This is a genomic window from Entomohabitans teleogrylli (assembly GCF_001484765.1).
Lineage (GTDB): Bacteria > Pseudomonadota > Gammaproteobacteria > Enterobacterales > Enterobacteriaceae > Entomohabitans > Entomohabitans teleogrylli.
Genome location: NZ_KQ947376.1, coordinates 298,232 through 320,438 on the forward strand (window position 1 = coordinate 298,232; position 22,207 = coordinate 320,438).

At 54.6% G+C, this 22,207-nt stretch carries 17 protein-coding genes and 4 pseudogenes; 10 read left to right on the top strand and 11 right to left on the bottom strand.

All coding sequences use genetic code 11. The annotated features are described in order from the left end of the window. Positions 1–46 precede the first annotated feature (46 nt). The gene (locus AQ981_RS01420) at positions 47–1,297 is read right to left on the bottom strand and encodes an MFS transporter (protein ID WP_058909964.1); all 1,251 of its coding nucleotides are present in this window, start codon (positions 1,295–1,297) and stop codon (positions 47–49) included. A 123-nt stretch (positions 1,298–1,420) separates the two neighbouring features. Here AQ981_RS01420 and AQ981_RS01425 point away from each other — a divergent pair, with 123 nt between their 5' ends. From AQ981_RS01425 to bioD, 3 genes are all read left to right on the top strand, one after another. Beyond that, the gene (locus tag AQ981_RS01425) at positions 1,421–2,323 is read left to right on the top strand and encodes a LysR family transcriptional regulator (protein WP_058909965.1); all 903 of its coding nucleotides are present in this window, start codon (positions 1,421–1,423) and stop codon (positions 2,321–2,323) included. 124 nt (positions 2,324–2,447) lie between these two features. Continuing rightward, positions 2,448–3,665: a sugar metabolism global transcriptional regulator Mlc gene (gene mlc, locus AQ981_RS01430; protein WP_058909966.1), complete on the top strand. Its 1,218-nt coding sequence runs from the start codon at positions 2,448–2,450 to the stop codon at positions 3,663–3,665. A gap of 119 nt (positions 3,666–3,784) precedes the next feature. After that, positions 3,785–4,480, top strand: coding sequence for a dethiobiotin synthase (gene bioD, locus AQ981_RS01435; protein ID WP_058909967.1), 696 nt, complete (start codon positions 3,785–3,787; stop codon positions 4,478–4,480). On the opposite strand, the gene clcB is transcribed toward bioD, so the two are convergent. The 4 genes and pseudogenes from clcB to AQ981_RS01445 form a co-directional block, all read right to left on the bottom strand. Continuing rightward, entirely contained in the window at positions 4,433–5,707 is a 1,275-nt protein-coding gene (gene clcB / locus AQ981_RS01440; RefSeq protein ID WP_058909968.1) for a voltage-gated ClC-type chloride channel ClcB, read from the bottom strand. The two genes, bioD and clcB, sit on opposite strands and share 48 nt — an antisense overlap. A 125-nt stretch (positions 5,708–5,832) precedes the next feature. Then, a pseudogene (locus tag AQ981_RS27125) lies at positions 5,833–5,946 on the bottom strand (CBS domain-containing protein); the annotation flags it as partial. After that, positions 5,943–6,137 (bottom strand): annotated as a pseudogene (locus tag AQ981_RS25620) (hypothetical protein); the annotation flags it as partial. The pseudogenes AQ981_RS27125 and AQ981_RS25620, both read right to left, overlap by 4 nt. A gap of 308 nt (positions 6,138–6,445) precedes the next feature. Continuing rightward, the gene (locus AQ981_RS01445; protein ID WP_058909969.1) at positions 6,446–6,718 is read right to left on the bottom strand and encodes a DUF1161 domain-containing protein; all 273 of its coding nucleotides are present in this window, start codon (positions 6,716–6,718) and stop codon (positions 6,446–6,448) included. 106 nt (positions 6,719–6,824) lie between these two features. Between AQ981_RS01445 and AQ981_RS01450 the strand changes: the two genes are divergently transcribed. Beyond that, on the top strand, positions 6,825–7,535 hold the full coding sequence (locus AQ981_RS01450) for a YnfC family lipoprotein (protein ID WP_249226255.1): 711 nt from the start codon (positions 6,825–6,827) through the stop codon (positions 7,533–7,535). Positions 7,536–7,557: 22 nt separating this feature from the next. On the opposite strand, the gene speG is transcribed toward AQ981_RS01450, so the two are convergent. Further along, positions 7,558–8,115: a spermidine N1-acetyltransferase gene (gene speG / locus AQ981_RS01455; protein WP_058909971.1), complete on the bottom strand. Its 558-nt coding sequence runs from the start codon at positions 8,113–8,115 to the stop codon at positions 7,558–7,560. Positions 8,116–8,237: 122 nt separating this feature from the next. Beyond that, positions 8,238–8,582: a DUF1283 family protein gene (locus AQ981_RS01460; RefSeq protein ID WP_058909972.1), complete on the bottom strand. Its 345-nt coding sequence runs from the start codon at positions 8,580–8,582 to the stop codon at positions 8,238–8,240. A gap of 250 nt (positions 8,583–8,832) precedes the next feature. On the opposite strand from AQ981_RS01460, the gene manD reads away from it, so the two are divergent. From manD to AQ981_RS01480, 4 genes are all read left to right on the top strand, one after another. Continuing rightward, positions 8,833–10,047, top strand: a complete 1,215-nt coding sequence (gene manD, locus AQ981_RS01465; RefSeq protein WP_058909973.1) for a D-mannonate dehydratase ManD — start codon at positions 8,833–8,835, stop codon at positions 10,045–10,047. A 10-nt stretch (positions 10,048–10,057) separates the two neighbouring features. Further along, positions 10,058–11,071 (top strand): Zn-dependent oxidoreductase, encoded by a 1,014-nt coding sequence (locus AQ981_RS01470; RefSeq protein ID WP_058909974.1) that lies wholly within the window; start codon positions 10,058–10,060, stop codon positions 11,069–11,071. Positions 11,072–11,138: 67 nt separating this feature from the next. Continuing rightward, positions 11,139–12,539 carry an MFS transporter gene (locus AQ981_RS01475; protein ID WP_058909975.1) on the top strand — a complete coding sequence of 467 codons (1,401 nt, stop codon included), beginning with the start codon at positions 11,139–11,141 and terminating at the stop codon, positions 12,537–12,539. Between the two features lie 108 nt (positions 12,540–12,647). Further along, entirely contained in the window at positions 12,648–14,111 is a 1,464-nt protein-coding gene (locus tag AQ981_RS01480; protein ID WP_058909976.1) for a mannitol dehydrogenase family protein, read from the top strand. 66 nt (positions 14,112–14,177) lie between these two features. Here the strand turns inward: AQ981_RS01480 and AQ981_RS01485 are convergent, their stop codons facing one another. Both AQ981_RS01485 and ydfG read right to left on the bottom strand, forming a co-directional pair. Beyond that, positions 14,178–14,864, bottom strand: a complete 687-nt coding sequence (locus AQ981_RS01485; protein ID WP_058909977.1) for a GntR family transcriptional regulator — start codon at positions 14,862–14,864, stop codon at positions 14,178–14,180. Positions 14,865–14,959: 95 nt separating this feature from the next. Next, the gene (ydfG, locus tag AQ981_RS01490) at positions 14,960–15,706 is read right to left on the bottom strand and encodes a bifunctional NADP-dependent 3-hydroxy acid dehydrogenase/3-hydroxypropionate dehydrogenase YdfG (RefSeq protein WP_058909978.1); all 747 of its coding nucleotides are present in this window, start codon (positions 15,704–15,706) and stop codon (positions 14,960–14,962) included. Positions 15,707–15,873: 167 nt separating this feature from the next. Here ydfG and dcp point away from each other — a divergent pair, with 167 nt between their 5' ends. Beyond that, complete coding sequence (dcp, locus tag AQ981_RS01495) at positions 15,874–17,916, top strand: peptidyl-dipeptidase Dcp (protein ID WP_058909979.1); 2,043 nt, start codon at positions 15,874–15,876, stop codon at positions 17,914–17,916. 825 nt (positions 17,917–18,741) lie between these two features. On the opposite strand, the gene AQ981_RS25625 is transcribed toward dcp, so the two are convergent. After that, the gene (locus tag AQ981_RS25625) at positions 18,742–19,728 is read right to left on the bottom strand and encodes an acyltransferase family protein (RefSeq protein ID WP_071608777.1); all 987 of its coding nucleotides are present in this window, start codon (positions 19,726–19,728) and stop codon (positions 18,742–18,744) included. Positions 19,729–19,974: 246 nt separating this feature from the next. Between AQ981_RS25625 and AQ981_RS01505 the strand changes: the two are divergent. After that, positions 19,975–21,004, top strand: a pseudogene (locus AQ981_RS01505) (IS630 family transposase). Between the two features lie 237 nt (positions 21,005–21,241). Here AQ981_RS01505 and AQ981_RS01510 read toward each other — a convergent pair. Continuing rightward, positions 21,242–21,882: pseudogene (locus AQ981_RS01510) on the bottom strand (PhzF family phenazine biosynthesis isomerase); the annotation flags it as partial. Positions 21,883–22,207 lie beyond the last annotated feature (325 nt).

The window sequence follows — 22,207 nt, forward strand, 5'->3', positions numbered from 1 at the left end:
GGGTAAGTAGCCGATCGCGCCGCGGCGGGCGCGATCGACGCAGGGATTAATGCACCCGGGTGTGCAATCGGGTACCGACCAGTAGCGCCAGCACCAGCAGGAGAGCGATAAATCCTCCCACGCCATTCCAGCCGTAGTCATGCCAGAAAACGCCGCCCAGCGTGCCCGCCAGGCTGGAGCCGAGGTAGTAGCTGAACAGATACAGCGATGAGGCCTGACCTTTGGCGCGCTTCGCCCGCGGGCCGATCCAACTGCTGGCCACCGAATGAGCGGCGAAGAAACCTGCGGAAAACAGCAGCATACCGGCGAAGATCAGCCACAGGGATGAGAACAGCGTCAGCAACAGCCCGAGTAACATCACGCCGGTAAATAACAGCATGATCGGTCCACGGCCATAGCGTGCAGTCATGGTCCCGGCTTTTGGGGAGCTCCAGGTACCGGTCAGATAAGCGACAGACAGTAGCCCGACCACCGCCTGGCTGAGGTGCCAGGGATCCTGCATCAGACGATAGCCGATATAGTTAAATAGCGTGACAAAGGCGCCCATCAACAGGAAGCCTTCGATAAACAGCAGCGGCAGCCCGCGATCGCGGAAGTGCAGCCGGAAGTTAATAAACAAGGTTTTCGGCTTCAGCGAAGAGGCTCTGAAGTGTCGGGACGGCGGTAGGATCTTCCAGAACATCAGGGCTGACGCGAGGGCAAAGCAGCCAATAGCCGCCACGGCGATACGCCAGTTAAACAGATCGGTCATCACGCCGCTCAGCAGGCGTCCGCTCATACCGCCGATAGAGTTACCGCTGATGTACAGCCCCATCGAAAAGGCGACAAAACTGGGATGGATTTCTTCGCTGAGATAAGTCATGCCCACCGCTGCCACGCCGCTCAGGGACAGGCCAATCAGCGCCCGCATGATTAAAATGCCGTGCCAACTGGTCATCATAGTGGACAGCAGGGTGCAGCAGGATGCCAGCAGCAGCGCCGCAACCATCACCGGCTTACGGCCAATGGCGTCGGAAAGCGGACCGGTGAACAGCAGGCCAACGGCCAGCATGGCAGTGGCAATGGAAAGCGAAATACTGCTGCTGGCCGGCGAAACGCCGAACTCGTGCGACAGCACCGGCAGAATCGGCTGCACGCAGTACAGTAAAGCGAAGGTGGCGAGTCCGGCGGAAAACAGCGCCAGGGTAACGCGCATAAACTGGGGGGTACCACGTTTTATCCACACAGCCTGCGCCGGAGCGCTGGCGTCGTCAGTCTCCCGTGCCGGGACGGTACTGACGCTGGTTGTACGACTCAAGGGAGTTCCTTTTTAAAGCAGACCCGCGCTAACGAGCGACAAAAATAACCACGTGTCAAAAGCTTAAAAAATTGTGACTATTTTGTATAATATATTAATACTCTCAATTGATATTTTTAAAATATGAATATCGAGCTGCGTCATCTACGCTACTTTATCGCCGTTGCCGAAGAGCTGCATTTCGGGCGCGCCGCGGCGCGGCTGAACATTTCCCAGCCGCCGCTGAGCCAGCAAATTCAGATTCTTGAGCAACAGGTCGGCGCGCGGCTGCTGGCGCGTACCAACCGCAATGTCAGCCTGACCGCCGCCGGCCAGCAATTTCTGGTCGATGCGCGCCAGATTATGAGTCAGGTGGACGCCGCTGCCTCCCGGGCTGCCCGCCTGCATCAGGGAGAGACCGGGGAACTGCGCATCGGTTTTACCTCGTCGGCGCCGTTTATTAAACCGGTCTCTGATACCCTGTCGCAGTTTCGCCAGCAGTATCCGGATGTCCATATTCAGACCCGCGAGATTAACACCCACGCGCAAATCGCTCCGCTGAATGAGGGGGCGCTGGACGTCGGGCTAATGCGTAATACGGTGTTGCCGGATACCCTGACCTGGCGGCGCATTCTGCGCGAGCCGCTGCTGGCGCTGATTCATCACCGCCATCCGCTGGCAGAAAAAGCGCATATCTCTTTACAGGATTTATCTAGCGAGCCTTTCGTATTTTTCGATCCGCGCGTCGGCACCGGGCTGTACGATGATATTCTCGGGTTGCTGCATCGTTACGGGATTACCCCGACTATCACCCAGGAAGTGGGCGAGGCCATGACAATCATTGGCCTGGTGGCGGCCGGGCTGGGGGTCTCTATTTTGCCAGCCTCATTTCGCCGGGTGCGGCTAAATGAGATGGTGTGGATGCCTATTCAGGAGCCGGAAGCCGTGTCGGAGATGTGGCTGGTCTGGGCCAGACATCGCGAACAGAGTGCAGTAGCTGAACACTTCATTACTCTGCTTACCCGGGCCGCCGGGGCGGAAAAATAACCGCGAAGGCCCCGGAAATGTGCAGTAAATCACAACCATGGGTAAAAATTTGACGATCCCCGGTGAAGTATTTCACCATAGGCCAAAGTTTATTTCGAAGCGCGAAAATAAAAGGGAGTAAGACGTGGTGGCTGACAGTCAACCGGGGCATATCGATCAAATTAAGCAGACGAATGCTGGCGTGGTGTATCGCCTGATCGATCAGCTTGGCCCGGTATCGCGTATCGATCTTTCTCGCCTTGCGCAGTTGGCTCCGGCCAGTATCACGAAAATTGTTCGGGAAATGCTCGAAGCGCATCTGGTACAGGAGACCGAAATCCAGGAACCGGGTAGCCGGGGGCGTCCGGCCGTTGGGCTGATGGTGGAGACCGAAGCGTGGCACTATCTTTCGGTACGTATCAATCGCGGCGAGCTGAATCTGGCGCTACGCGATCTCAGCAGCAAACTGGTGGAAGAAGAGAGTCTCGATTTTCCTCTGGTGCCGGAACAACCGCTGCTGGAGCGGATTATTCATGAAATCGATCAATTCTTTACCCGCCACCAGAAAAAACTCGAACGCCTCACCGCCATCGCGATTACCCTGCCGGGAATCATCGATACCGAATGCGGTATTGTGCACCGGATGCCGTTTTATGACGTTATTGATATGCCGTTGGGGGAGGCGCTGGAGAGCCATACCGGCGTACCGGTTTACATCCAGCACGATATCAGCGCCTGGACCATGGCGGAGCTGTTATTCGGCGCGTCGCGCGGCGCCAGGGATGTGATTCAGGTGGTCATCGACCATAACGTCGGGGCGGGGGTGATTACCGATGGCCGCCTGTTGCACGCCGGCAGCAGTAGCCTGGTGGAAATCGGCCACACTCAGGTCGATCCTTACGGTAAACGCTGTTACTGCGGTAATCACGGGTGTCTGGAAACCATCGCCAGCATTGATAGTATTCTCGAACTGGCGCAGGTACGGATGAACCAGTCGATGGGCTCGCTGTTGCACGGCCGGAAACTGACGGTGGAATCACTGTGCGAGGCCGCGCTACAGGGGGATTTGCTGGCGAAGGACATTGTTCAGGGCGTCGGCAATAATGTCGGGCGTATCCTGGCAATCATGGTGAATTTGTTCAACCCGCAAAAAATACTCATTGGTTCGCCGCTCAACCAGGCGGCGGAAATCCTCCACCCGGCAATTAGCGAATGTATTCGCCAGCAGTCGTTACCCGCCTACAGCCGCCATACGGTGGTGGAAAGCACTCAGTTTATCAACCGCGGTACCATGGCCGGCGCGGCGCTGGTAAAAGATGCGCTCTATGACGGATCGCTGTTGATTCGTCTGTTGCAGGGTTAACATTTAGGCGTGATGCATGAAAAATTGCGCTATCTCAAGCTGAACCCGGGTATCTTCTTTTAGACTTGCTCCAGATTATTCTCGTTCTCAATAACTGCGTACTATTTCTGGAGTGAGTCATGCTGAAGCGTTTCTTCATCACCGGTACAGACACCGCTGTTGGTAAAACCGTGGTGTGCCGTGCATTACTGCAGGCCCTGGGGGCCGACGGTAAACGAGTGGTGGGCTACAAACCGGTTGCGAAAGGCTGCCAGGATACGCCGGATGGGTTGCGTAATAAAGATGCGCTGGTTCTGCAGAGCGTTTCGTCGTTGCAGTTACCCTATAGCGCAATAAACCCGGTGGCATTCAGTGAGGATGAGAGCAGCGTCGCCCACAGTTGCCCAATCAATTACACCCTGTTGTCTGACGGGCTGGCGCGGCTGTCAGAGAAAGCCGACCATGTGGTGGTGGAAGGTACCGGCGGCTGGCGTAGCCTGATGAACGATCTGCGTCCGCTGTCGGAGTGGGTCGTGCAGGAACAACTGCCGGTGCTGATGGTGGTGGGGATTCAGGAAGGCTGTATTAACCATGCGCTGTTGACCGCTCAGGCTATCGCCAGCGATGGCCTGCCAATGATTGGCTGGGTGGCGAACCGCATTAACCCCGGGCTTTCGCACTACGCGGAAATCATTGATGTGCTCAGTAAAAAACTGCCGGCGCCGCTGGTGGGCGAGCTTCCCTATCTGCCGCGCGCCGAACAGCGCGATCTGGGCAAATATATCGATTTATCCCTCACGGGGGCCGCGTTGGCGGCGGACAGACTGCGGGCGTAGCCCGCTCGCCAGGGCGTCACTGACAAAGCAGGCGATCAGTAGCCCGGCGAGCAGTCGGTATTCACCGGTCATTTCACAAATCATCAATGCCGACATCAGCGGCGCCTGAGTGGTCGCCGCCAGCAGGGCGGCCATTCCACTGAGTCCGGCTACTATCTGAGGCGTGCCTCCTCCCGGCGCCAGCAGCATACCCAGCGCGACCCCGATAAACAGCGTCGGCGTGAATATCCCTCCTGGCGTTCCGGAACCGTTGCTGGCCAGTAACGCGAGAAGTTTACACAGCAGGAGACCCGTCAGCAGCGCCGCAGTCGGCGGTGAGGAAAGCAATGATTGCACCACGCTGTACCCATTGCCCCAGACCTCAGGCGTGTGCAGCGACAGCAGGCCGACAATTAGTCCGCCCAGGCCGATCTGTAGCGGTAGCGAGAGCCGTAGCGAGTGGAACAGTTTGCGGCTGAACGCCAGTAGCCAGAGCAGCAGCGGCCCACACAGCCCGGCGCAAATGCCGGACATCAGCATCACGCCATATTGCCGCCACGTCGGCGCTTGCGCCAGCGTCACGCGGTAGAGCAGGGCGTACTGGCCATTGAGCAGGCGGGTCGTCAGCAGGGCCGTCATGGCGGCGATCATCACGGCTCCCGACGGACGCCAGGCCCGTTTGTCAGACAGAACTTCAGCGACAAAGAGGCTACTGGCCAGCGGCGCGTGGTAAGCGCTGGTCATCCCAGCCGCCACGCCGCAAGCGATCGCCAGTTTGTTCTCATCCGGGCTGGCGTTGCGCGGCGCGCAGGCTGAAGCCGCCAGCGTTGCCAGCAGGATCATCGCCCCCTCCCGACCGATTGCGCTGCCGCTGGCGACGACAATCAATGACGCGGCGGATTTCACCAGGCTTGACGGCAGATCCAGCTTGCCCTGTGCGCTGGCCCAGGCCTGTAGATAATCGCTGGCGCCGCGAGGACGTCGGCGCCGGGAACTCTGCCATAGCCAGAGCAACCCTCCCGCCAGTACGCCGCCGAGAGCTGGCGTAAGCAGGCGTCTCCAGGCCGGTAAATGGCGTGCGGCGCTGACCAGGCTGCCGCTGGCATTGCCGAGTACGACGCCTTCAAGGGCGCACAGAGTGTGGCGAAACAGCCCAACGGCCAGCGCGCTGAGACTGCCGATAATGGCGGCGAGCAGCAGGCGGCGAAGCCGGGTTGGCATACAGAACAGCGGGAAGCGGCGAGGCATAATGACAATAACGTTAACGAAGACAGGGGTATTGTCGCCGAAAACGGCTGGCAGCGGGATGTGAAGATTTAAACAAGGGTAACCTGATGTAACGGGTCCGCGGCCGCGAACCCGCTGGCGGCCCGTCAGGAAGGGGCGTGAATGTTGAGTACCCGGCGGGTGCGACCAGAACTCAGATAGCTGGCGATATAATCCTGTGAGATCTCCCCGCTGTAGCGGCCATCCTCATCGACTATCGGCTGAGGGCTATTCCGCTGGGAATTCCCACCAGCAGAGCGAGCGCCATTGAACTGAAGACCAGCAGCAGGTGTTGTTGGCCCAGCCACAGCAGGTCAACTCTGCGGGCGCTGATGGTTGCCGGTCCGATACTCCAGAACCAGCGCGCTGAGCGCGATAATGGCCGCCAGAGCGCGCTTGAGTAATGATGAATGGTGCATTGTCCTGGGTCTCCCTGTTGCACGTCTTACCGCTATCCGCCGGGTCCGGTGTGGTTATGCCGTGTGTCGGCAGGGTGTTTTTGACCTATAGCAACGAAGCGGCAGGGATTCCAGTGAAGGCAACCATTAATTTGCTAACGATTTACCCCGGAAATCATCCGCCTGACCAGGCAGTACAGGGGCTGGAAGGGACAGGGAAATATTTTCTAAAAACCGTCGCCCTGAAAGTGACATCGTCACTTTCTGATGTATCACCGCAGGGAAGTTTTCCGGGAGGATGGGCGGCAGCGCCGCCCATCGCTTATTGCGAACCGTCATCCGCAGCGCTGGCGCCGTGGGTGCGGGTGTAGAGAATTTTTTGGGTATCGTTGGCGCAGTGGCCGACAACCTGGCCGTTACTCTGGTCTACCTGATCGTTGGGGACGATGGTCAGCGTAAAACTGTCTTCCGGTACGCCGTTATTAATAATGCGCTGCTCAATATCCGCTTTAACTCTTTCACATGAGTTTTGTGCCGCCAGAACCGGGCTGGCGGCAGCGATCAGCAATGCGCTAAGCCAAACCAAACGTTTCATTGTCGCTTCCTTATGTTGAACGGTGATTCAAGCATAGCAGAGCTGGTGTAAATTATTGTATTTGCACTATCATCAGGTTACTTTCGGATTGATGGATAATGCCCGTGTGAAATCGCTGCTGCCTTTATGCCTGTTGTCGGCCTTGCTGGCCGGTTGTGACAAACCCGCCAAACCTGAAGCGTTAACCCCGGAAATGGCGAGCTTTTCGAATATTTTTAATTTTGATCCGCTGCGCGGACCGGTGAAAGCATTTACCCAACGCATGATCAACCAGGAGAACGAGGTTGAGCACCAGATAGGCGGCGTGTTGTCTGCGGAAGGTTGTTTTGAACGTCTCGCCGTTGACGATCGCCAGGAGAACACCGGCGTCGCACTGGTGCTGAATGCCAACTACTATCTTGATGAAGCCACGGGAGAAAAGCGCATCAGGTTGCGCGGTAAATGTCAGTTGGCGGAAATTGTCGCTGACGCCACGCAGTTTGACACCGATGAGCGTGACTTTGTGGTGGCGTCGCGCAATGGCGAGGTGGCTCGCTCATGGCGTTATGATACCGAAGGGTATACCGTCGGCGAAAAGATGCGCGCGGACGGTTATACACTGTTGACCGTTATTGTTCCGAATAAGGATCCGCGCCAGAAACTTAACTACACGGCGACCAGTCGGCTGGATAACAACCCTATCGGCCAGACGACCCAGCAGTGTGAGTATGATCGCTATTATAACCCCGTGAGCTGTGTATTGACGGTGACCGATAGTTCCCAGACGCCGACGCAGCAGCAGCGCTACCAGATCAAAAATACCATTGAATACTACTAAAGCGCGCGCCCTGAGCCGCCGGCTACTGGGCGGTGGGTTTCAGGATTGTGCCGCCGGGCCGGTGTTCCTGCAGATACTGGTGCTGGAAAATACACATACGGATGGTATTGCGGTACTCGCCGTTAATAAAGAATTCATGAATTAATTCGCCTTCCACCATAAAGCCAAGTTTTTCATAAATATGGATAGCTTTGACGTTCTCTTTATCGACGATCAGATACAGCTTATACAGATTGAGTACCGTAAAACCGTAATCCATGGCCAGTCTGGCGGCGCGGGTCGCCAGCCCTTTGCCCTGATATTCCGGGGAGATAATTATCTGAAATTCCGCCCGGCGGTGTACGTGGTTAATTTCCACCAGTTCCACCAGACCGGCTTTTTCACCGTCGCATTCGACAACAAAGCGGCGTTCGCTCTGGTCGTGAATGTGTTTGTCATACAGGTCGGAGAGTTCCACGAAGGCCTCATAGGGCTCTTCAAACCAGTAGCGCATTACGCTGGCGTTATTATCAAGCTGGTGGACAAAGCGCAGATCTTCGCGCTCCAGTGGGCGTAGTCGCACATTCAAATCAGCGGACATGAGTAAATCCTTATTCAGTCGGGCTTCCCGGCGGGAGCCTTCTGGCGCGGACAAAGCGCGTGAAAACGGGTTGTCGGAGTGTCAGGCTCCCGGCTGCGGGAGCCTGTGCGGCGAAGAAGAGATCAGGGGTTGATGACGCGCCCGGTACTGCGATCGAGGCAGCGCAGGGTATGCGGTTCCCAGTAGGCATTAACATTGGTGCTTTTGCGACAGTTGTCGCGAGCATCAAAGGCCGTGTCGGCTTTATCCCACTCTTTTTCCGCGCGTGTGTTGACTTTTTTACGCAGGGAACGCGTGTCATCCCATTGTTCCTTGTCCATCGCCGCGTTCTGGCGAGTCTGAGCATTATCGCCGGACTCGATAATCAGCTTGCTGGTATTGGCATGTACCGGAGCCGTTGCCGCCAGAAGGCCACACGCGAATGCCAGCGGCAGTACTAGCCCGGATAGACGTTTAATGGTTTTCATATCGTTTCCTTTTCAATAAAGCACCGGGTTCCCGCTAACCTGGCGCTTTTACTATACCACTACCTCGCCGGCAGCACAGCCCTCTCGCAGCGTATTACGCGCCGGGACCGCCATAAGAAAGGTACCCGGATGGACTTTCAGGAATGTGATCGAACAGGCAAATACCTAAACATATACTTGTATGGTAGTAGTCATTGGCATAAATTCGCACCAGTGACGTTCATAATTGCCTGAACCAGGGAACGAAAGAATGAGAATTGCCAAAGCCGAAGTGTTTGTAACCTGCCCGGGGCGCAACTTTGTGACCCTGAAAATCACTACTGAAAGCGGCCTTACCGGGTTAGGGGACGCGACCCTCAACGGCCGGGAATTGCCGGTCGCTTCTTACCTGCGCGACCATTTGTGCCCCCAGTTAGTTGGCCGCGACGCGCACCGTATCGAAGATATCTGGCAGTTTTTCTATAAAGGCGCCTACTGGCGCCGCGGTCCGGTCACGATGTCGGCGATCTCCGCTATCGACATGGCGCTGTGGGATATCAAAGCCAAAGCTGCCGGTATGCCGCTCTATCAGTTGCTCGGCGGCGCCTCCCGGGAAGGGGTGATGGTTTACTGCCACACTACCGGGCACTCTATCGATGAGGTGCTGGAGGATTACGCGCGCCATAAAGAGCTGGGGTTCCGGGCGATCCGGGTGCAGTGCGGCGTGCCGGGCATGAAAACCACCTACGGTATGGCGAAAGGTAAAGGTCAGGCGTATGAGCCGGCCACCAGGGGTATCCGACCGGAAGAGCAACTGTGGTCCAGCGAGAAGTATCTCGATTTCACACCGAAACTGTTTGAAGCGGTACGTAAGCAATTTGGCTTTGACGAACATTTACTGCATGACATGCACCACCGTCTGACGCCCATTGAAGCGGCCCGCTTCGGTAAACGCATTGAAGAGTACCGCCTGTTCTGGATGGAAGATCCCACCCCGGCGGAAAACCAGGCGTGCTTCCGGTTGATACGCCAGCATACGGTGACCCCGATTGCGGTTGGCGAAGTGTTCAACAGTATCTGGGACTGCAAACAGCTGATCGAAGAACAGCTTATCGATTATATCCGCACCACTATCACGCACGCCGGCGGTATCAGCGGTATGCGGCGTATTGCGGATTTCGCCTCTCTGTATCAGGTGCGCACCGGATCCCACGGGCCGTCGGATCTGTCGCCGGTGTGTATGGCGGCGGCGCTGCATTTCGACCTGTGGGTGCCGAATTTCGGCGTTCAGGAGTACATGGGCTATTCCGAACAGATGCTGGAAGTCTTCCCCCATAGCTGGACATTTGAGCAGGGTTATATGCACCCGGGGGATAAACCGGGATTAGGTATCGAATTTGATGAAAAACTGGCGGCGAAGTATCCGTACGAACCGGCCTATTTGCCCGTAGCGCGCCTCGAAGACGGCACGTTGTGGAACTGGTAAGGGGAAAACAATGAAAAGTGTGGTGATTAAACAGCCTCAGGAGCTGGTAATAGAAGAACGTCCGCTGCCACAACCGGCGGCGGGCGAAGTGCGCCTGCGGGTGCAGAGCGCCGGAATCTGCGGTTCCGACGTCCATATCTGGCGCGGTCATAACCCGTTTGCGAAATATCCGCGGGTCATCGGCCATGAGTTCTTTGGCCATATTGATGCCGTTGGCGATGGCGTCGATGCGGCACGTATCGGCGAACGGGTGGTGGGGGATCCGGTAGTGAGCTGCGGCCATTGCTACCCATGCCAGGTCGGGCGCCCGAATGTTTGCACTCAGTTACAGGTTATCGGTGTGCATCGCGACGGCGGTTTCAGCGACTACGTGACGCTACCGGCGCGCAATGCTCACAAGGTGCCGGAATCGATAGCCGATCGCGAAGCCACCATGATCGAACCGTTCACTATTGCGGCCAATATCTGTCATCAGATGCAGCCGGGCCCGCTGGATGTGGCGCTGATCTACGGCGCCGGCCCGATGGGGCTGACCACCATCCAGGCGCTGGCCGGGGTATACGGCGTGAAAACCATCATAGTGGCGGACAGGCTGGACGCGCGTCTGGAAATGGCCCGGGCCAACGGCGCGACGCAGGTAATTAATAACAGCGCTATTGATCTGCAGGCCGAGCTGGAAAAACAGGGGATTCGCCCGACCTTGATCGTCGATGCCGCCTGCCATCCGTCGATTCTGCCGCAGGCCATCAGTCTGGCATCGCCGGCGGCGCGGATAGGGATCATGGGCTTCTCGGCGGATCCCTGTGTGATTAGCCAGCAGGCGATCACCGGCAAAGAGATCACCATTTACAGTTCACGTCTCAACAGCGGGCGCTTCCCGATGGTGATTGACTGGATGGCGCAGGGAAAAATTCATCCTGAGAAACTGATTACTCATCAGTTTCATTACACGGATGTTGTTACGGCGCTGGAGCTGTTCGAAAAGGACCAGAACAGCTGTTGCAAGGTGCTGCTGACGTTTTAACGGCTGATTCTGTACCCGCAGCCTTGCTGTTGTTGCACTTTAAAAAAGAAACTACAGAGAGCAAGACATGGAAAAACAAATACAGGTGAAAAATAAACCGCAAAGGGACACTGGCGATCTGGTGAAAGCCGCTGTTTCCGGCTGGTTGGGCACGGCGCTGGAGTTTATGGACTTTCAGCTCTACTCACTGGGGGCCGCGCTGGTCTTCCATGAGATTTTCTTCCCCGAGCAGTCTGCGGCAATGGCGCTGATTCTGGCGATGGGCACCTACGGCGCCGGGTATATTGCGCGTATTGTCGGCGCCTTTATCTTTGGTCGTATGGGGGACACCATCGGCCGTAAGAAAGTGCTGTTTATTACCATTACCATGATGGGGATCTGTACCACGCTGATCGGCGTGCTGCCGACCTATGCGCAGATCGGCATCATGGCGCCGGTGCTGCTGGTAACACTGCGTATCATTCAGGGGCTGGGGGCCGGGGCGGAGATTTCCGGCGCCGGCACCATGCTGGCGGAATATGCGCCGCGCGGTAAACGCGGGGTGATTTCATCGCTGGTGGCGATGGGCACCAACTGCGGTACCCTGAGCGCTACGGCAATCTGGGCGGTGATGTTCTTCTTCCTCGATCGCGAAGAGCTGATCGCCTGGGGCTGGCGTATTCCGTTCCTGGCAAGCGTGGTGGTGATGTTCTTCGCCATCTGGATCCGGATGAACCTTAAAGAGAGCCCGGTGTTTGAAGGGGCGCAGGAAACGGCGGCGGCAGCGCCGAAAGTGCTGAAAGACAATGACTCTTTCGGTGCGATGCTGAAAAGCAAATCGTTCTGGCTGGCGACCGGGCTGCGTTTCGGTCAGGCGGGCAACTCCGGTCTGATCCAGACCTTCCTGGCGGGTTATCTGGTGCAGACGCTGCTGTTCAGTAAGAGCATCCCAACCGATGCGCTGATGATAAGTTCGGTGCTGGGTTTTATCACCATTCCGCTGCTGGGCTGGTTGTCAGATAAATTTGGCCGCCGGGTGCCATACATGATTGTCAACATTGGCGCCATTCTGCTGGCCTGGCCGATGCTGTCGATCATCGTCGACAAGAGTGTCGCGGTTAGCGTCACCATGGCCAGTATCATCATCATTCATAACGTGGCGGTGCTGGGGCTGTTTGCGCTGGAAAACATCACCATGGCGGAAATGTTTGGCTCCCGTAACCGCTTTACCCGCATGGCTATCTCTAAAGAGGCCGGCGGTCTGGTGGCGGTCGGGTTTGGCCCGCTGCTGGCCGGTATCTTCTGCAATATGACCGGCGCCTGGTGGCCGATTGCGGCGATGATGATCTGCTACTCGGTGATTGGGTTGATCTCCGCCATCTGTATGCCGGAAGTTGCCGACCGCGATCTGGAAGCGCCGCAGGATGCCGCCGATCCGTTACCGGCTCATCGCGCCCAGGGAGCAGGTTACTCCCGCGTGACTCACTAAACCGGCAAGCGTTATGGTTGCGGCACCGGGTGCATCAGCACGGCGGTGCCGCATTTTTTCAGACAGGCCTGGGCCTGCCAGCGAATGTCTTATCAAGCGAGTTTATACATGGAACTGAATCTATTAAAGGCTAACGCCATTGTGCCGGCTTACGATCGCGCCCGGCTGGTGACGCGCATGGTTCACCTGGGTTTTGGCGCTTTTCACCGCGCCCACCAGGCTGTCTATAGCGATATTCTGGCCGCGGAACATGACAGCGACTGGGGGTATTGCGAAGTAAACCTGATTGGCGGCGAGCAGCAAATTGCCGATCTGCAATGCCAGGGTCTGTTGTACACGGTAGCGGAAATGTCCGGCGATGGCTGGCATGCCCGGGTTCCCGGGGTTGTTAAACAGGCGCTACACGCCAGTGTCGATGGTCTTGAGGCCGTGCTGGAGGCAATGTGCCAGCCGGAGGTCGCCATTGTATCGATGACCATTACCGAAAAAGGCTACTGCCATGCGCCTGCCACCGGGCAACTGATGCTCGATCATCCGTTGATTGCCGCCGATCTCGCCAGGCCGCAGCAGCCGGCGTCGGCTATCGGCGTGATTGTCGAAGCGCTGGCGCGGCGCCGCAGCGCGGGGATGAAACCGTTCACGGTCATGTCCTGCGATAATATGCCGGAGAATGGCCACGTGACCCGCAATGTCGTTACGGCCTATGCGGCGGCGCTGGATGCGGCGCTGGCACAGTGGATTAGTGACAATGTCACCTTTCCTTCCACAATGGTCGACCGCATTGTGCCGGCGGTGACCCCGGAAACCCTTGAGCGGATTGAGCAATTGACCGGCGTGCGCGATCCGGCTGGCGTCGCCTGCGAGCCGTTCCGCCAGTGGGTGATCGAAGATAATTTTGTCGCCGGACGGCCGGCATGGGAGAAAGCCGGGGCGGAGCTGGTACAGGACGTGCTGCCTTTTGAAGAGATGAAATTGCGTATGCTCAACGGTAGCCACTCTTTCCTGGCGTATCTCGGCTACCTGGCCGGCTATCAGCACATCAATGATTGCATGGAGGATGAAAACTATCGTCTTGCCGCGCATGCGCTGATGCTTGATGAACAGGCGCCGACGCTGAAAGTACAGGGGGTCGATCTGGCACGCTATGCCGCGCAACTGATCGAGCGTTATTGCAATCCGGCGCTGCGTCACCGAACCTGGCAGATCGCCATGGACGGCAGCCAGAAACTGCCGCAGCGGATGCTGGATTCCATTCGCTGGCATCTGGCGCATCAGCACTCTTTCGATCTGCTGGCGCTGGGCGTCGCTGGCTGGATGCGCTATGTCGGCGGTGTGGATGAGCAGGGCGAGAAAATCGATATCAGCGATCCGCTGGTCGATACGCTGCGCCAGATTGTCGCCGGCAGTCCTGAGGGCGAGGCGCGGGTTCATGCGCTACTGGGCATCAGCGCGATTTTCGGCGCCGACCTGCCGGCAAATCCGCTGTTTGTCGCGAAAGTGACCGACGCTTATAGCCAGTTGCTGGACCAGGGCGCCAGGGCGACAGTCGCGGCTTATGCCCGGGCAGGATGACGGCCCGGCACAGCAATAAAAAACCGGGAAATTCCCGGTTTTTTACGCCCGCTGCAGCATGCGGATTTACTCGTCGCTGAACCAGTCGCCGTTTTCCTGGCGAATTAGCAAAATCGACTCACTGATTTCCTGCAGGTGACGGCGCATTTCGACTTCCACCGCATCGGCATCGCGGCGCTTCAGGGCGGCGAAAATGGACAAGTGCTGACTGACCAGCATATCCAGCGGAGAGACGTGATCGAGACTCATGTAGCGCACCCGGTCAATGGCCGACTTGATATTTTCCACTGTATCCCAGGCTAACTGGCAATCGGCGATTTGCGCCAGTTTCTGATGAAACTCATCGTCGAGGGTGAAAAAGTCATTCACCTGCTGGCGCGATACCGCCAGTTGCTGTTGATGCAGATTCTGTTCCAGTTGATAAAGCTGGTCGGCATTGAGCATTTGCGCGGCGCGGCGTACCACGGCGCATTCAATGGCTTCGCGGACAAAACAGCCATTTCTCACCTGTATCATTGAGATTTTATTGACGTAACTGCCGCGCTGAGGGCGGATCTGAATCAGGCCGTTTTCCGCCAGTTTAATAAAAGCTTCGCGCACTGGCTGCCGGGAAACATCGAAGCGCACTGAAACTTCTTTCTCCGAAAGCGGCGTGCCGGGGGGGATCAGACACTGGACAATATCACGCCGCAGAATCTGATAGATTTGCTGGTTAACCGGCTGGGTGGGATTAAGCTGAGTTTCAACGGCCATGTTATTTATCTACGAGTTAGATTAGCTGCCTGATTTTACCACTTTTTCACTGCTGCGCCCATACCCGGCTCCAGGCCGGGCAGGGAGCGGACGGGTTACTGGCGATGAACGCTCAGTCCCGCCCAGGTCTGGCTGACCGGCATCATTTCGAGGGTATTGATGTTGACATGGGCCGGGAGTGTGGACACCCACCATACGGCTTCGCTCACGTCTTCCGGCGTCAGCGCGTTGGCATTCTGATAAGTGGTTTGTACTTTTGTATCATCGCCCTTAAAGCGCACATTAGAGAACTCGGTGCCGCCGACCAGACCGGGTTCAATGTCGGTGACGCGCACTGCCGTGCCGTGCAGATCGGTGCGCAGGTTGAGACTGAACTGGCGTACGAATGCTTTGGTGGCGCCGTAGACGTTACCGCCGGCGTAAGGCCAATTCCCGGCGGTCGAACCGATATTGATGATGTGGCCGCGGTTACGCTCCACCATACCGGGCAGTACGGCGCGGGTCATGTACACCAGACCTTTGTTGTTGGTGTCGATCATATCTTCCCAGTCTTCCACGCTGGCTTTATGGGCCGGTTCGAGTCCCAGCGCCAGCCCGGCGTTGTTGACCAGTACGTCGATATTGCGCCATTCGCCCGGCAGTCCGGCAATCATTTCTTCAATGGCGGCGCGATTGCGCACATCCAGTTGCACCGTCAGTACGCTGTCGCCCAGCGCATCATGCAGTTCCTGCAGGCGCTCCTGACGACGCCCGGTGGCGATAACTTTATGGCCATTGGCCACAAAACGTTCGGTGATACTTTTGCCAAATCCGGCGGTGGCGCCGGTAACCAGAATTATCATCTCACTGTTCCTCAATGCTTTTTGCGTATATCCGTCTCAGGGACACACCCTAACATGACTGTCAGGGCTGAGTCTGTCAAACCCTGAGTCCGGGCGGGGAAAGATTGCTCTCCCTGATTGTGGTGCATAAGCTATAGCACTTATCCCGGTTGTCGGAGTAGAGACTGATGAATGAAAACCCGTTTTTTACCTCGAGCGCGCTGCCATATCAGGCACCGCCATTTTCCCTGATAACCGATCAACATTACCGGCCGGCGTTCGATCGCGCGGTGGCCATTAAGCGCCAGGAAATTGACGCCATCATCCGGCAACCGGAACCGGCGAACTTTGCTAATACCTTTCTGGCGCTGGAGCGCAGCGGGCAGATGCTGTCCCGGGTATGCGCGGTATTTTTTGCCATGACGTCGGCCCATACCAACCCGTATCTGCAACAGCTGGAGGAGCAGTTTTCTGTTGAACTGACCGCCCTGAATGACGAGATCCGTCTCAACGAAGCGCTGTTTACCCGGCTGGATGCGGTGTGGCGCCAGCGGGAAACCCTCGATCTTGACGCCGAGTCTCTGCGCCTGGTGGAGGTAACCTGGCAGCGCTTCGTACTGGCCGGGGCGCGACTGGGCAGCGACGAGAAGCAGCGTCTCAAAGCGCTCAATAAACAGGCCGCGCAGCTCAGTAGCCAGTTCAGCCACCGGCTGCTGGCGGCGGATAAAGCCGGCGGTCTGGTGGTGGAAGAGATCGATAAACTGGCGGGTCTGAGCGATGCCTGTCTTGCTGCCGCTCGCCAGGCGGCGCAGGAGAAGGGGCTGGACGGCAAATGGCTGCTGGCGCTGCTTAATACCACCCAGCAGCCGGCATTGCAGGAACTGAGCGACCGGGATACCCGCGAAGCGCTGTTTCGCGCCGCGTGGCAGCGTACCGAGAAAGGCGATGCCAACGATACCCGGGAGATTGTGCTGCGTCTCGCCGGGCTACGGGCGGAACAGGCGCGGCTGTGCGGTTTCGACAGTTACGCCGCGTGGCAGATAGCCGATCAAATGGCGCAAACGCCGCAGGCGGCGCTGGCGTTCATGCGCAATATCGTACCGGCCGCCAGCGAGCGCGCCCGCCGGGAACTGGCGGATATTCAGCAAATTATTGACCAGCAGCAGGGTGATTTTCAGGCCCGGGCGTGGGACTGGGCGTTTTATGCCGCTCAGGTGCGGCAGGCGCAGTACGCGCTGGATGACGCGCAGATTAAACCGTGGTTTGAACTCAATAATGTGCTGGAGAAGGGGGTGTTCCGGGCCGCCGGCTGTCTGTATGGGCTGACGTTTGTTGAGCGTTTTGATATCCCGGTCTACCAGCCGGATGTGCGGGTATGGGAAATCTTTGATCGTGACGGTCGCGGCATGGCGCTGTTTTATGGCGACTATTTCGCCCGCGACAGCAAAGTCGGCGGGGCGTGGATGGGCAATTTTGTCGAACAGTCGACGCTACTGGATTGCGCGCCGGTAATTTACAATGTGTGTAACTACCAGAAACCCGCCAGCGGCCAGCCGGCGCTGCTCTCCTGGGATGAGGTCATTACCCTGTTCCATGAGTTTGGCCACACGCTCCACGGGCTGTTTGCCACCCAGCAATATGCCAGTCTTTCCGGTACCAACACGCCGCGCGATTTTGTCGAATTTCCGTCGCAGATTAATGAGCACTGGGCCAGTCACCCGCAAGTCTTTGAGCATTATGCGCGCCATTACCAGACCGGTGAACCGTTGCCTGCCGAACTGCGCGCCAGGCTGCTTCGCGCAGCGCAGTTTAACAAAGGTTACGATATGACCGAGCTGCTGTCCGCGGCGTTACTGGACATGAACTGGCACAGTCTCGCGCCGGGGGAGACGCCGCAGGATGTGGCGGGGTTTGAAGCGCAGGTGCTGGAGCGGGAACATCTCAATCTGCCCGCGATACCGCCGCGCTATCGTAGTAGCTATTTTGCGCATATCTGGGGCGGCGGTTACGCGGCGGGTTACTACGCCTATCTGTGGACGCAGATGCTGGCCGATGACGGCTTTCAGTGGTTTATCGAACGCGGAGGGCTAACGGCGGAGAATGGCGCGCGCTTTCGTGAAGCTATTTTGTCACGGGGCAACAGCGGCGATCTGGCAGAACTTTACCGTCAGTGGCGCGGCGATGATCCGCAGATTGAGCCGATGCTGGTAAATCGCCAGCTCAAAAATTAGTTGGCAAAATAATATGGACAAACCAACAGGGTAATTTTACCCTGTCTTGATATGAAATTTTATTTCTAAAACTGTAAAATTGAGAGTTTTTTACCATGTGTGGTTGAATTCATACTGTCAGTGTAAGGCAGGTAGTACCCCCTGTTATTGTGTGTATTCTGACAGTGAACATTCTGATTAGATGTAGAAGGATCAATCTTCTCTGGGCTAACCTCGCGGTTGCAATAATGCTGAATTACTCTCGCTAGTGTTACCATTGTTTCATAACACATAGTAATTGGCACGATTAATTCTTTTTCCCGGTCTCTTGTACCAGATATCTTTATGTTGGTGTTTTCGGATAATTATTGCACCAGGTTTCTGTATGACATGGGGTGGGTGTAGGTTAAGAGACACTTCCTTACATATTGATCTCCAAACATGTTATCTGTTTTTTCTCAGAACATCAGTACACTAAGATGAATATGGTGCTCAGTATATGATAAAGTCGAAATGTGGAAATGAATTTTATTTTAATGAACAGTATAACTCTCTGAAAAAATTATAACTTTCTAACATGTCTTTTTCTGAATGGAACAGGTTTTGTAATCAGGGTCATGTTCGACTACAGTTTGCCGGGCGATGGTCTCTCTTATTTAATTTTTACTGATGCTGCAATAAGTATGCGATACATTAGACTTTCTGGCGTTTAAATCCAATCATTACATGTATATACAGACATTCACTATAGCCATAGCACATATTGATTGACTGCGATGAAGTGGAACATTATCTGTATTTTATTTGGAGAGTGGATTTTGCCACTCTCATTTCATTGATTTTAAATTACTCTAAACTATATTTTTTGGTTGTGATATTTTGAACTAACCTTATTAGATTTTTTTTTAAAACGATAAGCGTTAATAAAAGTATTGTTGTAACAATGAAGTGTATAACCCAATGATTTATATTAATAAGTTGTAGTATTTTAGAAGTGAAACTATTGCAATGGTAATTAAATGCAATAATTATAATTGTATTGACACCCAGCCACCCCAATGCTTTGCTGGAAAGAAGGTATGAAATGTAATACAGTATTATTGAGCCGCTGATCGCCACTAAAACATTAATTGTTGCGGTGAGCGTTGTTTCGCCTATATAGTTTTTGGCTAATTCCAATGGTTTATTTTGCTGGAGAGTGATAAATAATAGAACTGCAACAAATAACATGGTGGCATAAAATTCTTTGTTGTATTCTTTTTGATTGTAAAAAATTTTAATAAGCATGCCGAAAGCAAAGAATAAACATGATGTCATGGATATAAAAACATTAAATAATCCAAAGTTGGATGTTTGAGTGGATATGATAAATCCAGCTATTCCGAAAGATGCTATTATTGCAATTGTGTATCTTCTTTTATTTGCTGATAATAAAATTGCCAGAAATTCGACAGTAAATAAAGAAAACAGAAACCATAAAGGAGTTGAGTTAAAAGTATTTGTGACAGAAGGGTATCCGGTTAATGTCCCCAGTAATTTATTTAGGAATGTACTGGTATCTATTTTTCCTGTTGCAAGCATTAATAGAAATGGTATTCCGCAGATTAACCCATAACCCCAGGCAGGAAAGATTAATCGTTTAAATTTTGATTTTATTTTTCCATATGTATTTTCTTTTGATAGTGTGAATAGAAATCCAGACAAAATAAAAAAAGCAGGCATATGGAATGAATATATATAATTATATATATATGATGGCAAACCAGGAGTGTGCCCAAGAATCACAAGCAGGATTCCTATCCCACGATATGTGTCGATGCTTAAGTTTCTCATTTTATTCTATTTTGTAAGTTGATCTAAAGGCTTGTTTAACATCTGCTTATAATAAGTGTGCATTTACTGTAAGTAAATGCCTTTTTTTTGTGATTTTTATCACGTTTTACTCTGAGCTGCATAATATTCAAGGATACTAATTCTAAATAGCTGCGCGGAATGGTAGATCACTTTGAGGGAACTCAGCCCGGATTGTGCGATCTGATCAATCGCCAAATCAAAACAAATCACCAACCGGACTGAGCGATGTCGATCATAGCACCAATTCCCCGTGACGAACGACGCCTGATGCAGAAAGCAATCCATAAAACGCACGATAAAATTATGCCCGCAGGCTGACTGCCATTCTGATGCTGCACCGGGGTGACCGCGTCAGCGACGTTGCCAGAACGCTCTGCTGTGCCCGTTCCTCCGTCGGACGCTGGATTAACGGGTTCACGCTGTCGGGTGTTGCAGGACAGAAATCATTACCTGCCGGACGAACCCGTCACTGGCCTTTTGAGCATATCTGCACGTTATTACGTGAGCGGGTAAAACATGCTCCCCGCGATTTTGGCTACTGGCGTTCACGCTGGAGTACAGAACTTCTGGCAATAAAAATCAATGAGATAATCGGCTGCCAGTTACATGCCGGAACTGTTCGCCGTTGGTTGCCGTCTGCGGGGCTTGTGTGGCGAAGGGCCGCGCCAACTCTGCGTATCCGTGACCTGCATAAGGATGAAAAGATGGCGGCAATCCACAAAGCACTGGACGAATGCAGCGCAGAGCATCCGGTATTTTATGAAGATGAGGTGGATATCCATCTTAATCCTAAAATCGGTGCGGACTGGCAGCTACACGGGCAGCAAAAATGCGTGGTGACGCCGGGACAGAACGAAAAATACTATCTGGCCGGAGCACTGCACTGCGAACGGGCAAAGTCAGCTACGTGGGCAGCAACAGCAAAAGTTCGGTGCTATTCATCATCCTGTTGAAGCGGCTTAAAGCGACGTATCGGCGGGGGAAAATCATCACGCTGATCATGGACAACTACATTATCCACAAAAGCCGGGAAACACAGCGCTGGCTGAAGGAGAATCCGAAGTTCAGGGTCATTTATCAGCCGGTTTACTCGCCATGGGTGAATCATGTGGAACGGCTATGACAGGCACTTCACGACACAATAACGCGAAATCATCAGTGCCGCTCAATGTGGCAACTGTTGAAAAAAGTTCACCATTTTATAGAAACCGTCAGTCCATTCCCCGGCGGCAAACATGGGCTGGCAAAAGTGTAGCGGTATTAGGCTCAGCTATTTAGTACACAAGCCTGGTTTTGTGTCGTGGCTTTCAGAAGCATTAGATCATGTTCTTTTGTTGGTAAAGATCCTACCTAAATTGTCAGTATCAGAAGTGATGGGTAATTTGAAAGGGTAGACAGCGATACGGTTGTTCAATAAGTTTCCTTATTTGAGGGAAGCATAAACTATGGGGAAACTTTTGGGCGAAAGGATACTGTGTGGATACCGTAGCTGTATTCGGCCATCGGTTGCGGCTTTTCCGGGGCGGATCAGGAACGGGAAGAAACCGTTGCAGCCGATCGACTGACCGATCGCGGTAAGGGCATCCGGATCCGGATTCAGGGCATCGATATCAACCTCTGGCCTGAGGGGCACCATAACTTTTGAATGACCCGTGGAGGCTATCTGAATCGGTAATCCCGGCAGAATGTCGTCTTCGCTAAGCCGCAGAGCCGCAGAGCCGCGAGGATCGCGGCGCGGGTTTCCCCGACTATTGGGGGCTCAAACGTTGGCGTTCCCTGTTCAAGAACAATGCGCAGATCGTCGCCTTCGGACAGGATATCCACCCGATGGCGACCTGCCAGCGATGTCTGCCAGACCGCGGCGTTTTCTAAACCCAACACTTTCGCCCTGACATAATGGGCCGCCACGGTGGCATGACCGCAAATCGGCACTTCGACAGTTGGCGTGAAATAGCGGATACGCACATCGCTGTCTGCGCTTTTCAGTACAAAGGCGGTTTCTGAATGGCGCAGTTCCCGGGCAATGAGCTGCATTTGTGTTTCGCTGAGTTCATCGGCCTGCAAAACTACGCCGGCGGAATTGCCGCGAAACGGTTCGCGGGTGAAGGCGTCAACGTGAAAAATCTCTGGCATCAATCTCTTCTCCTGCCTGGATGTGATGGCAATAGCGCCAGCTGTTACCTGGCGTCGGCGGTTGTCGGGTGGTTTACACCGTATCACAACGCTGTGGGTGGCGCTGTAACGGCCGGGACCGGTAAATCTGGTGGAATGGATGGGGCGAAAGTTGTAGCGGCAATTCCCTGAGGAAAAAATTGATAAGATTTATTTATTATTTCATCACCGATGAGATGGCAATAAGAAATTGGAATCAGGAAATTAAAGCGCGGCAGAAGGCGCGTTTTATGTCGAGCCATCCTTATGATATTCATTAAAATTAAATTAATGCATCGATATTGTT

What these genes read in the sequence shown, in the direction of transcription:
- clcB (WP_058909968.1), bottom strand. Translation starts at nt 5,707, where the DNA reads ATGCCTCGCCGCTTCCCGCTGTTCTGTATGCCAACCCGGCTTCGCCGC.
- bioD (WP_058909967.1), top strand. Translation starts at nt 3,785, where the DNA reads ATGCTGAAGCGTTTCTTCATCACCGGTACAGACACCGCTGTTGGTAAA.
- AQ981_RS01460 (WP_058909972.1), bottom strand. Translation starts at nt 8,582, where the DNA reads ATGAAAACCATTAAACGTCTATCCGGGCTAGTACTGCCGCTGGCATTC.
- manD (WP_058909973.1), top strand. Translation starts at nt 8,833, where the DNA reads ATGAGAATTGCCAAAGCCGAAGTGTTTGTAACCTGCCCGGGGCGCAAC.
- ydfG (WP_058909978.1), bottom strand. Translation starts at nt 15,706, where the DNA reads ATGATAATTCTGGTTACCGGCGCCACCGCCGGATTTGGCAAAAGTATC.
- AQ981_RS01475 (WP_058909975.1), top strand. Translation starts at nt 11,139, where the DNA reads ATGGAAAAACAAATACAGGTGAAAAATAAACCGCAAAGGGACACTGGC.
- AQ981_RS01445 (WP_058909969.1), bottom strand. Translation starts at nt 6,718, where the DNA reads ATGAAACGTTTGGTTTGGCTTAGCGCATTGCTGATCGCTGCCGCCAGC.
- speG (WP_058909971.1), bottom strand. Translation starts at nt 8,115, where the DNA reads ATGTCCGCTGATTTGAATGTGCGACTACGCCCACTGGAGCGCGAAGAT.
- AQ981_RS01480 (WP_058909976.1), top strand. Translation starts at nt 12,648, where the DNA reads ATGGAACTGAATCTATTAAAGGCTAACGCCATTGTGCCGGCTTACGAT.
- dcp (WP_058909979.1), top strand. Translation starts at nt 15,874, where the DNA reads ATGAATGAAAACCCGTTTTTTACCTCGAGCGCGCTGCCATATCAGGCA.
- AQ981_RS01425 (WP_058909965.1), top strand. Translation starts at nt 1,421, where the DNA reads ATGAATATCGAGCTGCGTCATCTACGCTACTTTATCGCCGTTGCCGAA.
- AQ981_RS25625 (WP_071608777.1), bottom strand. Translation starts at nt 19,728, where the DNA reads ATGAGAAACTTAAGCATCGACACATATCGTGGGATAGGAATCCTGCTT.
- AQ981_RS01485 (WP_058909977.1), bottom strand. Translation starts at nt 14,864, where the DNA reads ATGGCCGTTGAAACTCAGCTTAATCCCACCCAGCCGGTTAACCAGCAA.
- AQ981_RS01470 (WP_058909974.1), top strand. Translation starts at nt 10,058, where the DNA reads ATGAAAAGTGTGGTGATTAAACAGCCTCAGGAGCTGGTAATAGAAGAA.